This is a genomic window from Flavobacterium sp. XS2P24 (genome assembly GCF_030010285.1).
Taxonomy (GTDB): domain Bacteria; phylum Bacteroidota; class Bacteroidia; order Flavobacteriales; family Flavobacteriaceae; genus Flavobacterium; species Flavobacterium algoritolerans.
In genome coordinates, this window is sequence record NZ_JASCRU010000044.1 from 1 (window position 1) to 12,632 (window position 12,632).

Sequence of the window (12,632 nt, forward strand, 5' to 3'; positions counted from 1 at the left end):
TCTCTCAATCCAGTTTACTTGTCAGTCTTCTAAAGAACGTCTGCGTCATTGCGGGTGCAAAAGTAGCACCTTTATTCGCTTTTACAAGCTTTTTTAAACCTTTTTTTTCATGTTTTCGCAACCCAATCTTTAACTCGCTGAAAACATGATTCTTGAAACACAAAAGTTTTTTATGATAAACATAAGAAAAAAATCAAAAAACACACCGGATTCTCCTTTTATCAAGACTATACAATATATACGTACCCATAATCTTTATTCACTTTTTTAATTAACACCCCTAATTACTCCCTATTTCGGATGATTTAAGCAGAATACGACTAACCAAAACCACTCTCCTAGCCCCGATAGCAGTGAAAATCCTTTTCTCTCGTTTCTTTACGAGAGAAAAGATTACAACGAATAGCGGGAAACAGCTCCTAATTATAACACTCCTACTAAACTCATATGCTACAATAACTCTTCTTTTAGTTTTTAGACCTATTTATGATAACAAACCTTATATATATATTGTATGTATTTTTGTAATGGTCTATATTTGCATTCTTAAAATAATAAATGATGATTAAGATTACTTTGCCCGACGGGTCAGTTAAAGAGTTTGCTCCTGGGATTACTCCTATGGACGTTGCCAAGAGCATTAGTGAAGGATTTGCCAGAAATGTTATTTCGGCTTCTTTTGATGGTACAACTTTGGAAACAACAACTCCTTTGACGACGGACGGCAGTCTTATATTATATACTTGGAATGACGAAGGCGGAAAAAAAGCTTTTTGGCATTCAACTTCTCACGTGATGGCACAAGTACTTGAGGAAATGTTTCCTGGTATAAAATTAACTCTTGGACCAGCAATCTCTAATGGCTTTTATTACGATGTAGATTTTGAAGACCAAAAAATCACTGATGCTGACTTTAAAAAAATTGAAGATCGTGTTCTTGAAATTTCTAGAGGTAAGCATGAATTCAAACTACGTCCCGTTTCTAAAGCTGAAGCTTTAGAACTATATAAGGACAACGTTTACAAAACAGAGCTTATTAGCAATCTTGAGGATGGAACAATTACGTTTTGTGATCACGATACGTTTACTGATTTATGTCGTGGTGGGCATATTCCAAATACTGGAATAATCAAAGCGATGAAAATCATGAGCGTTGCAGGAGCATACTGGCGTGGCGACGAGAAAAACAAGCAGCTTACTCGTGTTTATGGAACTTCATTCCCTAAACAAAAGGATTTAACGGAATACTTAGAATTACTAGAAGAAGCAAAACGTCGTGACCATAGAAAACTAGGAAAAGAACTTGAACTTTTTGCTTTTTCTCAAAAGGTAGGCGCAGGTTTACCATTATGGTTGCCTAAAGGAGCCGCTTTAAGAGACAGACTAGAACAGTTTTTGAAAAAAGCACAGAAAAAAGGCGGATACGAGCAAGTGGTTACACCACATATTGGCCAAAAAGAGTTGTATGTAACTTCAGGACATTATGCAAAATATGGTGCAGATAGTTTCCAACCTATAAGCACTCCAGCAGAAGGAGAAGAGTTTTTATTGAAACCTATGAACTGTCCTCATCACTGTGAAATTTATAATGTACGCCCTTGGTCATACAAAGATTTACCGAAGCGTTATGCTGAATTTGGTACAGTTTACAGATACGAACAAAGTGGTGAATTACACGGCTTGACTCGTGTAAGAGGGTTTACTCAGGATGACGCCCATATTTTTTGTACTCCAGAACAACTAGACGAAGAGTTTAAGAAGGTAATTGACTTGGTACTATATGTATTTGGTTCATTAGGGTTTGAAAACTTTACAGCTCAGATTTCACTGAGAGATAAAGAAAATAGAGATAAGTATATAGGTACTGATGAAAACTGGGAAAAAGCGGAAAATGCAATTATTAACGCTGCAGCCGACAAAGGTCTAAATACTGTAGTAGAATATGGCGAAGCAGCTTTCTATGGTCCAAAATTAGATTTCATGGTAAAAGATGCCTTGGGAAGACAATGGCAATTAGGAACGATTCAGGTCGATTACAACCTTCCAGAACGTTTTGATTTAACCTACAAAGGATCTGATAACGAATTGCATAGACCAGTAATGATTCACAGAGCACCTTTTGGTTCAATGGAACGATTTATCGCTATTTTATTAGAACATACAGCAGGAAATTTCCCTCTTTGGCTGATGCCTGAACAAGCTATAATATTGTCTTTGAGCGAGAAATATGAAATATATGCGAAAAAAGTTTTAGATTTGCTAGAAAATCACGAAATTCGCGCCCTCATTGACAATAGAAACGAGACAATCGGGAAGAAAATCAGGGATGCAGAAATGCAAAAAACCCCATTTATGTTGATTGTAGGTGAGGAAGAAGAGAAAAATGGGACAATTTCTATCCGTCGTCACGGACAAGAAGGAAAAGGGAATATCAGTGTTACGATAGAAGAATTTGCTGCTATTGTCAACGAACAGATCAATAAAACATTAAAAGTATTTACAGTTTAACTTAAATTATAAAGTCATAGCAATAAGAAGCAACAGAGGTTACCAACCTCGCGTAGAAAAAAAAGATGCACACAGAATAAACAGCCTTATTCGTGGTGTACAAGAAGTGAGACTTGTAGGTGAAAATATAGAGCCTGGAGTTTTTAAACTTTCGGAAGCTTTAAGATTAGCTGACCAATTTGAATTGGATTTAGTCGAGATTTCTCCAAATGCTGATCCACCGGTTTGTAAAATCATGGATTACAAGAAATTTGTTTACGAGCAAAAGAAACGTGATAAAATCTTAAAAGCGAAATCTACACAAGTAGTCGTTAAGGAAATTCGTTTTGGACCTCAAACAGATGAGCATGATTACGAATTTAAGAGAAAGAATGCTGAGAAGTTCTTGAAAGAAGGTGCGAAATTGAAAGCATTTGTTTTCTTTAAAGGACGTTCGATTATCTATAAAGATCAAGGGCAAATCTTATTATTAAGATTAGCTACAGATCTTGAAGAATTTGGTAAAGTGGAAGCGATGCCAGTTCTAGAAGGAAAGAGAATGATTATGTTCATTGCTCCAAAGAAAAAGAAATAAGTCTTAAAGTCAAAAGTCTTAAAGTCAAAAGTTGAATACTTTTGACTTTAAGACTTTAAGAACTTTCTGACTAAAGAAGATAAGTAAGTAAGAATAAATTAAAACACTAGGAAAAAATGCCTAAAATGAAAACCAAATCTAGCGCCAAGAAACGTTTCAAAGTTACTGGTTCTGGAAAGATTAAAAGAAAGCATGCTTTTAAAAGTCACATCTTGACTAAAAAGTCTAAAAAACGTAAATTAGCTTTGACACACTCAGCGCTAGTTCACAAAACAGATATGAAAAGCATCAAACAACAATTAAGAATTATCTAAGATTAATTGTTAGTTGTTAATTATTAATTGTTCACTCATGGTCTATAATTTATAATTTACAGTTTATAATTATTTTAAAAAATTCTTTAGGTTAAAACAATTTCAAATAACCTTGGAGTATGGCCATTAAGTGCTTTTGATTAAATTCAAGCCGCCTGCTACAAAAAAACAGTAAAATTATGCCAAGATCGGTAAATTCAGTTGCTAAAAGAGCAAGAAGAAAAAAAATAATGAAGCAAGCCAAAGGTTTCTTTGGTAGACGTAAAAACGTTTGGACAGTTGCTAAGAATGCGGTAGAGAAAGCAATGTGCTACGCTTACCGTGATAGAAAAGTGAATAAAAGAAATTTCCGTGCATTATGGATTCAACGTATCAACGCTGGAGCTAGATTGGAAGGAATGTCTTATTCACAATTCATGGGTAAAGTAAAAGCTAATGGAATCGAATTGAACCGTAAAGTTCTTGCAGATTTAGCTATGAACCACCCAGAAGCTTTCAAAGCAGTACTTAATAAAGTAAAATAAACGTTTTATCAACTCAATTTAGATTACTTACTTATATAGAAACCTCAATCTTTCGATTGAGGTTTTTTTGTTTTCAAAATTTATTCTAATCAAAAAAATACGACTAATATCAAAATTTTATTCTAATTTCGTAAGGATTTTAAGAAAATCAGACGTGATTCCTATCATTTTTCATTAAACCCAAATACTATGACTAAATTGAAATCCACACTGCTTCTTTTTTTAGTGCTTTTATTTATTACAAGTTCTACATTCGCTCAAGAAAAAAGCAATCGTAAGAAGAGAAACAAAAAAGAAGTTGCTGATGTAAAATCTGATAGCATTAAGAAGAAAAAAACTGCTACCGTTTCTATAAATGATAAAATAAAAAGTGCTAAAAAAATTGAAGGCTTGTTTACCATGTATCAGGATACCGTTACTGGAAACATGCAACTTTACATTAAGAAAAACCAACTGGATAAGGAATTTATTTATCAAAGCTATTCCATGAATGGACCAACGGCTTTGTTTTTAAATCAAAGTATGCATCGTGCAACAAGCGTTTTCAACATAAAGAAAGCCAATGACAAAATTGAATTTGGATTAGTAAACACCGCTTTTTATTACGACAAAACAAATGCCGTTAGTAAAACTGCTGGTACTGATATTTCGGAAGCAATTTTTCTGGCTGAGAAAATTGTAGCACAAGACAGTACTGGTTTCTTAATTCTTGCTGATGGGCTTTTCTTGAGTGAAAAATTAGATCCAGTGAAACCTACGATGCCTCCAGGAATACCTCCTGGAGCAATTTTCAACCTGGGTAATTTCAATTCCGCTAAGTCAAAATACCATAGCATCCGATCTTTTCCTAATAACACTGATGTAGTTGTAGATTTAGCTTATGATAATCCAGCACCTCTAAATGGCGGTGGGAATGACATTACTGATGCACGATATGTTCGTGTACGTATGCAACATACGTTTTTAGAAATTCCTGAAAATAATTTCAAATCCAGACAGGATGACCCTCGTATTGGATATTTTGGACAAACTATTAATGACCAAACCAGTATAAAACCAACACCTTATAAAGACATTATCAATCGATGGTATTTGACAAAAAAGGACCCTACGGCAGCTATCAGTGAACCTGTAGAACCCATTGTTTGGTGGGTTGAGAATACAACTCCCGTTGAATATCGTCAAACTATTGTTGAAGCAGGTAATCGTTGGAACCAAGCTTTTGAAAAAGCAGGTTTCAAAAATGCTGTTGTAATGAAAATACAACCAGACTCTTTTGATTGGGATGCAGGTGATGTACGTTATAACGTTATTCGATGGGTTGCTTCTGCTAATCCAAATTATGGTGCAATTGGCCCAAGTTTTGCCAATCCAAGAACAGGGCAAATTTTAGGTTCTGATATTACAGTGGAATGGAGTTCAGGAAGCAGATCTCCAATATATGATGAATTATTTTCGGCGAAAAGCATTCAAAATCAAAATAATCTCAACACCTATTTTCATTCAGATGGACATCTTTGTACCATGGCAAGCGAACTAAAAAGTCAGTTTTTGACTGGTGCTACTATAGCAGAAGCTTATGATGAAGATCCAAAAACTATTTTAAAAGTTCATAAAGAATTTTTATACTATTTGATCTTACATGAAATGGGTCATACTTTGGGACTAAATCACAATATGAAAGCAAGTCAAATGTTAAGCCCTTCTGAACTTAATGATACCTCAATTACAGAAAAAATTGGTTTAATTGGTTCAGTAATGGATTATCCTACTATTAATCTTTCATTGGATAGAACAAAACAAGGAAACTATTTTACTACAAAACCAGGACCATACGATCTTTGGGCCATTGAATATGGATACAAGGAATTCGATGAAAAACTGGAAGAGAATGAGTTAAATAAAATTCTTAGTAGAAGTACTGAACCAGGTCATGCTTTTGGTAATGATGCCGATGATATGAGATCCTCTGGAAAGGCGATTGATCCACATGTAATGGTTGAAGACTTAAGTAGTGATGCAATAGGATATGCCGAAGGCCGATTTAAATTAGTCAACACTGTAATGCCTAAACTTAAAGTAAAATATAGTAAAACTGGACAGAATTATGCAGAATTGCGTTCTCGATATAGTATGCTAAATGGGCAAAGAAGAAACATGATTGCTGTGGTAAGCCGCTATGTTGGCGGAGTGTATGTTGACCGAAGTTATGTAGGCCAAAATACAACTGAAAAACCATTCACCCCTGTATCTGAAGTTGAGCAAAAAAGAGCTATTGAGGTATTGAATAAATATGCATTTGCACCAAATGCATTTGACGCTGATGCTTCTTTATATCCGTATTTACAATTGCAAAGACGTGGATTTGGATTTTTCTCTTCTACAGAAGATCCAAAATTGGGTGGTATCTATCTATCAATGCAAACTGATGGAGCGCTTTCACACATTCTCCACCCTACGACATTGCAACGAATTTCTAATACAAGTCTGTATGGCAATACATATTCAGTAGCAGAAGTTATGAATGATTTAGTTAGCGGAATATTCAAAGCTGATTTAGTTGGAAAAGTGAATATGCAAAGACAATACCTTCAAACTTATTTTGTTAAACAAGCTGTAGAAATTTCGGATATAAATTCTTCTAGAAACTCTTATGATGATATTTCGAAAGCTGCCGCAAGACAAACATTGAAAAAAATTAAATCAATGCTGCTTACAGCAACTTCCATAGAAGAAAGTACGCGAGCACATAGAGGCAACCTCATTTTCTTAATCGATAATGCTCTTGCCATAAAATAATTTTTTTAAACAATAAAAAACTCCCATTTAGATTCAAAAAATCAGAATGGGAATTTTTTTATGGGATAACTTAGCTTTAAATAATACTGTATAATTGGTTTTAATGGTTTCCCATATAAAGGATGGAATCCGGGATATGAAAATACTCCTAAAAATTAATCAAAATAATAAAACTAAAGTTTATAAACTATAAATTATTACTTTCGGGGAAAGTTATCTTTATGATGCGTTCCCCGATTTTTATATTCCTATTCTCGATATTTATCTATTCTTGTCAAAATGATTTAAAAAAAGAGTCAGCCTCCAATAAAGGAAATAATATCAGTAAAAATGCTATTCAGGCACGCGAACTATTAGATACAGGCGATAAGTTCTTAGCACTTCAAAAATTTGACAGTGCTTTTCATTACCATAACCGTTCAAAAATACTATATGAATTAGAAAAAGATAGCGCGTCAGTAACCTACAATTTAATTCAAATGGCGCATAGCCAACAAACCTCTGGTGATTATGTTGGAAGTGAAAAAAATTTAATTGAAGCTTTATCCTTTACAGAGCTAAACTCTACTTATAAATCAGCAGCATACAACCTTCTTGGCATTTCTTCAAAAGAACTGTTCAATTATAAAGATGCTTTGTATTACTACAATAAAGCCAAAACTGAAACTAATGATTCGATAGGAAGAATTGCTTTTGAAAATAATATTGCCACGGTTTACATCAAAATGAAAAAATACGACTCTTCTATTAAGATATTAGAATCCATTTTGAAATCATCTTATTTAAACACTAACAATAAAAGAAAAGCCAGAGTTCTAGACAATCTAGGCTATTGTTATTTTAAAACAAAACGTAACTCAGAAGGATTACAATTGATGAGAAAATCACTATTCATCAGAAAAAGCAATACAGATTTCTATGGAAGTATTGAAAGTAATTTACATTTAGCCGAATATTACCAAGGATTAAATCCCAAATATGCTAAAACATACGCCGAAGAAGCCTATATAACTGCTACAAAACTCAACAGTGTAGATGAAAGATTGAGATCATTATCTTTTTTAGTATCCAATAATTCTGAAAAAAGCACTACTAACTATGCTTTAGACTACATCCGACTTAATGATAGTATTATAAAAGTTCGTAATAATGCCAGAGATCAGTTTATAAAAATCAAATACGATAGTGATCAAAACAGAGAAGAAAATCTAAATCTAAAAACACAAAAAGCCGAAAATGCACTTCTGTTGGAACAACAAAAAAATAGAAATTTATTATTATACTTAGCCGTTGGAATTATAATCATGATAAGTATTTTTGTCTATAATTATCTGGTAGCCAAAAATAAAAGAGAAAAAATAAAAACCTCTTATAATACCGAAATTCGAATTGCTAAGAAACTTCATGATGAATTAGCTAATGATGTATATCATACTATGGCTTTTGCTGAAACACAGGATTTATCTACCACCCAGAATAAAGAAATATTACTGACCAATCTAGATACTATTTATTCCCGTACACGAAACATATCCCGAGAAAACAGCACCGTAGAAACAGGAACATTATTTGTATCTCATTTAAAAGAAATGATGTCCGGATTCATTACCGATAAAGTGAATGTTTTAACCAATGGAATGGATTCAATTGATTGGTTGGTAGTAGAAAGTAATAAAAAAATCATCATTTACCGTGTTATACAAGAATTGCTTGTCAACATGAAAAAGCACAGTCAATGTAGTTTAGTTGTACTGACTTTGAAACAAAATGGAAACAAATTACAGATAGACTACACAGATAACGGAGTTGGAGCAACATTAGAACAATTAAATTCAAAAAATGGACTTCAAAATATTGAAAACCGTATTCAAGCTATAAAAGGAACAATAACTTTTGATACTAAATCAAATAAAGGATTTAAAGTACAATTTATTATTCCAATGTAATATTCGATTCTATATTTCATAAAGTTTTAACTAAATTAAAACAATACAACCATTTAAAACACTGAGGATAATTTAATTGATCCATAAAACTGATAACTCTAACTCTCCTTCTAAAACTATACTCTAAATTGCTTAGGAGATATATTAAGTATTTTAATTAATTTCTGTATTTTCGGGAAATGATTCTAAAAAAGTTACGCCCCATAGTTTATTTTTTATCATTGTTCTTCTTTTTAATACTTCACTCCTGTGAAAAAAAGACGCTAAACAATTCCATTAAAAAACATAATACAGCTGAAATTGACCGATTGGTTGACCTAGGTGACAAATATTTTGAGGAATCAGAATATGATAGTTCTTATTATTATTTCAACAAAGCTAAATTAGCCTGTGATGAAAAAAAAGATGTTCCTAAAATCATCTATTCAATATCTAATTTGGCTACTATCCAACAAAACCAAGGAGACTATTCTGGCAGTGAAACTACAGCTATGGAGGCGATTCCTTTTTTAGAAAAAACTACAAATCCCCAATATAAATGGAATATTTATACCGTAATTGGTATTAACTATTTATATGCATATGATTATGAAAATGCACTTTACTACTACTATAAAGCATTAAATTTAAAAACTGATGAACTTAGAAAATCTGGTATAAAAAACAATATCGCCTTAACATATATGGAAATGGGAAATTATAAGCGAGCCATACAAATTCTATATCCATTAACTTTCAAAAAAGAAGTTTTAAACGATACTGAATCATTTTCCAGAATAGTTGACAATCTAGGTTATTCATATTTTAAAGTAGGAAATTCAAAAGCACTTAATTATCTGAATCAATCTTTAAAAATAAAAAAACAAAAAAAGGATGATTGGGGGTTAATTTCAAGTTATTACCATCTTTCTGAGTTTTATAAAAAAAGTAATGTCAATTTAGGTAATAATTATGCCCGTCTTGCATATGAAAAAGCTACAAAACTTAACAGTGTTGATTCAAGGTTGGAATGTCTAAAATTATTAATACAAAACAGTTCAGCAAATAAATCAAAAGAATATTCTCTAAAATACCTACATATTAATGACAGTATTACTAAAGTAAGACAAAAGGCTAAGAACCAATTTGCTAAAATAAAATACGATTCAAAAAAAGAAAAAGATGAAAATCTGAAATTAAAAGCCCAGAAAACACTTCAATTAGAACATCAAAAAAAGAGAAATCTAGTGTTATATACAGTTGTGGGAATCATTATTGCAATAAGTATTTTTATAACTAATCTCCTTTTAGCCAGAAATAAAAGAGAAAAAATTAAAGCTTCCTATAATACTGAAATTCGAATTGCTAAAAAACTTCACGATGAATTAGCTAATGATGTATATCATACTATGGCATTTGCTGAAACTCAAGATTTATCCACAAAACATAATAAAGAAATATTAATTTCCAATCTAGACACCATTTATTCAAGAACGCGAAATATCTCCAGAGAAAACAATGCTATGGAAACTGGACCATTATTCATATCTGATTTGAAAGAAATGATGTCCGGTTTTAATACTCAAGAAGTAAATGTGATAACTAATGGAATGGATTCTATCAATTGGATGGCAATAGAAAGTAACAAAAAAATCATCATTTATCGTGTCATCCAAGAATTACTAGTCAACATGAAAAAACACAGTCAATGCAGTTTAGTTGTTCTGACTTTTAAAAAAACAGGAGATAAATTACAAATAGACTACACTGATAACGGGGTCGGAGCAACTATAGAACAATTAAATTCAAAAAATGGACTTCAAAATGTGGAAAACCGTATTCAGGCCATAAAAGGATTAATTAATTTTGACACTAAATCAAATAAAGGATTTAAAGTGCAATTTATTATTCCAATATAATACTCGATTCTATGTTCCATAAAGTTTTAATAGCCGAAGATTTAGACAGTATTAGTATAGCAGTTGTTCAAGCTCTGGAAGAAATTTCTATCTTAGAAATTAATCATGCCAAATACTGTGATGATGCTTTTTTAAAAATAAAAAAAGCACTTCATGACAATCAGCCCTATGACTTATTAATTAGTGATTTATCATTTAAACCTGACCATCGAGAAAACAGACTAAACTCAGGCGAAGAACTAATTGAGGCAGTAAAAAAAGCACAACCGGATATCAAGACTATAGTATTCTCCATAGAAGATAAATCTTTTAGAATAAAATCACTATTCAATAACTTGGGAATTAATGCCTATGTATCTAAAGGAAGAGACAGTATTCCTGAGCTAAAGAAAGCGATTCAACGCATTTATAATAATGAAGAAATTAAACCTTCAGCTGAAATATCTCATGCATTAAGAGACAAATCGTTATTTGAAATTGAATCCTATGACATTTCACTTTTAAAATCATTATCTAAAGGTTTGACTCTTGAAGATATTTCATCAGAATTTAAACATTCAGGAATCATCCCAAATGGCAGCAGCAGTCTCGAAAAACGAATTAACAGATTAAAAATATACTTCAAAGCCAGTAATAATGTGCATCTTATTGCTATTACCAAAGATTTAGGTTTAGTTTAAGCTAATTTTTTTCTCCAATAAAAACGGTGCAACAATCAATAAAATCCGTTAAAGAAAATCGCAATTTCAAATCTTAGAAATTGGATATCATTTAATTTTTTAAAATAATTACCTCTTTTACGGTTTCCCGTAAAGAAATGGTTTTTAAAGATATTAGGTTTGGCTAATAAAACTTTAAATCAAATAAAATGGCAGATTTCACGAGAGAAGACTTAGCATTTACTGGATATTCACAAACTATAAATGCTGACGATTATCCTAAAACTATCGAAGTTCTTGATAGGATTTATGTTGATAAAACAGAAGAATTTGAAGTAATTCATTTCTGTAATCAGTTTCTAAAGAAATATAAAGTTCCTCAAACCAAAGCAAGTTTTCAAAAAGCAGAAAGCTTTTTACAACATCCCTCTTTGGAAAATGAAATCTACCGATCTCAATTATTAGACTGGATTGCAAGCAATTGGATAAAAATATAATAGCCGTTTATTTCAATGCACTAAATTCAGAATTTCAGAATATTTTATAAGCACGAGAGCTTATAAAGTATTGTGGTATTTTTTTCAATGGTTTACGGGTTCCCGTAAGGTAATCTCTTTTATCAAACTTACTTTTGAGAAGATAAAAAATCCAAATCATTTTCAAAAAAATAATTTGTAGGTCATGACGAGAAACGAAACTATATCCATTCTGAACGTATCAGAAAAAAATAAAGAGGAATTAATTCTAGATAAATGGGATGAAAAACTAAATGACTATGATAATTATGTCAAAGAATATCTCATACATTATAAAAAATCTCTTAAAGGGAATATGGCTTCATTATCAAAATACCCTTATTTAAAAGTAAAATCTGAAAGCTTAAGCAAAAAATTGAATAAAGGAATCAAGAAAGAGTTATTGACGAAAAAGCAACTCACAAAGGTTTTTAAAATTCGAAAAAAAATCGTGAATGCATGTTGTAATTAATATAGTCTTTAAAAACAAATGAAAAAAATTATAATTCTAGGACTCTTGTTATTCATAGCATTATTCTCTTATACTTCAAAAAAACAATCCGAAAAACAAAGGAATACACAAAATAAATATGATGCTAATGAAAAGCAACTGATAATCAATAGAAGCGATTATCCTTTAAATAAATTTGATGAACCAATAAAAAACACCATGGACATTTCTGCTAAACAACGTCCGGTAAAACATTTTTCCAGACATCGAAAAGGGAAAGTTATCTACATAAAAAACCAAACAAAAACTCAAACTATTAATATTAAATATATGCTTGTCCGTTTAGTTGCCTATAATTCATTCCATTGATGATTGACTCCAGCAATGATTAGTCTTTCCATTGTTTTATCTTGAAAATATCTTCGATTGAATTTGTAGCAAAAC

At 31.7% G+C, this 12,632-nt stretch carries 11 protein-coding genes; all 11 read left to right on the forward strand.

Going from position 1 to position 12,632, the window contains the following annotated elements; genetic code table 11:
• Positions 1-561: 561 nt before the first annotated feature.
• The gene (gene thrS, locus QLS31_RS15690; RefSeq protein WP_282744629.1) at positions 562-2,508 is read left to right on the forward strand and encodes a threonine--tRNA ligase; all 1,947 of its coding nucleotides are present in this window, start codon (positions 562-564) and stop codon (positions 2,506-2,508) included.
• Positions 2,509-2,530: 22 nt separating this feature from the next.
• Positions 2,531-3,082 carry a translation initiation factor IF-3 gene (gene infC, locus QLS31_RS15695; protein WP_099716007.1) on the forward strand — a complete coding sequence of 184 codons (552 nt, stop codon included), beginning with the start codon at positions 2,531-2,533 and terminating at the stop codon, positions 3,080-3,082.
• A gap of 116 nt (positions 3,083-3,198) precedes the next feature.
• Positions 3,199-3,396, forward strand: a complete 198-nt coding sequence (rpmI, locus tag QLS31_RS15700; protein ID WP_022827375.1) for a 50S ribosomal protein L35 — start codon at positions 3,199-3,201, stop codon at positions 3,394-3,396.
• Positions 3,397-3,575: 179 nt separating this feature from the next.
• Positions 3,576-3,920, forward strand: coding sequence for a 50S ribosomal protein L20 (gene rplT / locus QLS31_RS15705; protein ID WP_035633036.1), 345 nt, complete (start codon positions 3,576-3,578; stop codon positions 3,918-3,920).
• Positions 3,921-4,109: 189 nt separating this feature from the next.
• The gene (locus tag QLS31_RS15710; RefSeq protein WP_282744630.1) at positions 4,110-6,719 is read left to right on the forward strand and encodes a zinc-dependent metalloprotease; all 2,610 of its coding nucleotides are present in this window, start codon (positions 4,110-4,112) and stop codon (positions 6,717-6,719) included.
• Between the two features lie 221 nt (positions 6,720-6,940).
• Positions 6,941-8,665: an ATP-binding protein gene (locus QLS31_RS15715; RefSeq protein ID WP_282744631.1), complete on the forward strand. Its 1,725-nt coding sequence runs from the start codon at positions 6,941-6,943 to the stop codon at positions 8,663-8,665.
• A gap of 179 nt (positions 8,666-8,844) precedes the next feature.
• On the forward strand, positions 8,845-10,563 hold the full coding sequence (locus QLS31_RS15720) for an ATP-binding protein (RefSeq protein WP_282744632.1): 1,719 nt from the start codon (positions 8,845-8,847) through the stop codon (positions 10,561-10,563).
• A gap of 11 nt (positions 10,564-10,574) precedes the next feature.
• Positions 10,575-11,243 carry a response regulator transcription factor gene (locus QLS31_RS15725; protein ID WP_099716012.1) on the forward strand — a complete coding sequence of 223 codons (669 nt, stop codon included), beginning with the start codon at positions 10,575-10,577 and terminating at the stop codon, positions 11,241-11,243.
• 188 nt (positions 11,244-11,431) lie between these two features.
• Positions 11,432-11,719 (forward strand): hypothetical protein, encoded by a 288-nt coding sequence (locus tag QLS31_RS15730; protein ID WP_099716013.1) that lies wholly within the window; start codon positions 11,432-11,434, stop codon positions 11,717-11,719.
• A gap of 184 nt (positions 11,720-11,903) precedes the next feature.
• Positions 11,904-12,209: a hypothetical protein gene (locus QLS31_RS15735; protein WP_099716014.1), complete on the forward strand. Its 306-nt coding sequence runs from the start codon at positions 11,904-11,906 to the stop codon at positions 12,207-12,209.
• 18 nt (positions 12,210-12,227) lie between these two features.
• Positions 12,228-12,557: a hypothetical protein gene (locus QLS31_RS15740; RefSeq protein WP_282744635.1), complete on the forward strand. Its 330-nt coding sequence runs from the start codon at positions 12,228-12,230 to the stop codon at positions 12,555-12,557.
• Positions 12,558-12,632 lie beyond the last annotated feature (75 nt).

What these genes read in the sequence shown, in the direction of transcription:
- rplT (WP_035633036.1), top strand. Translation starts at nt 3,576, where the DNA reads ATGCCAAGATCGGTAAATTCAGTTGCTAAAAGAGCAAGAAGAAAAAAA.
- rpmI (WP_022827375.1), top strand. Translation starts at nt 3,199, where the DNA reads ATGCCTAAAATGAAAACCAAATCTAGCGCCAAGAAACGTTTCAAAGTT.
- QLS31_RS15730 (WP_099716013.1), top strand. Translation starts at nt 11,432, where the DNA reads ATGGCAGATTTCACGAGAGAAGACTTAGCATTTACTGGATATTCACAA.
- QLS31_RS15720 (WP_282744632.1), top strand. Translation starts at nt 8,845, where the DNA reads ATGATTCTAAAAAAGTTACGCCCCATAGTTTATTTTTTATCATTGTTC.
- QLS31_RS15735 (WP_099716014.1), top strand. Translation starts at nt 11,904, where the DNA reads ATGACGAGAAACGAAACTATATCCATTCTGAACGTATCAGAAAAAAAT.
- QLS31_RS15725 (WP_099716012.1), top strand. Translation starts at nt 10,575, where the DNA reads ATGTTCCATAAAGTTTTAATAGCCGAAGATTTAGACAGTATTAGTATA.
- QLS31_RS15715 (WP_282744631.1), top strand. Translation starts at nt 6,941, where the DNA reads ATGATGCGTTCCCCGATTTTTATATTCCTATTCTCGATATTTATCTAT.
- thrS (WP_282744629.1), top strand. Translation starts at nt 562, where the DNA reads ATGATTAAGATTACTTTGCCCGACGGGTCAGTTAAAGAGTTTGCTCCT.
- QLS31_RS15710 (WP_282744630.1), top strand. Translation starts at nt 4,110, where the DNA reads ATGACTAAATTGAAATCCACACTGCTTCTTTTTTTAGTGCTTTTATTT.
- QLS31_RS15740 (WP_282744635.1), top strand. Translation starts at nt 12,228, where the DNA reads ATGAAAAAAATTATAATTCTAGGACTCTTGTTATTCATAGCATTATTC.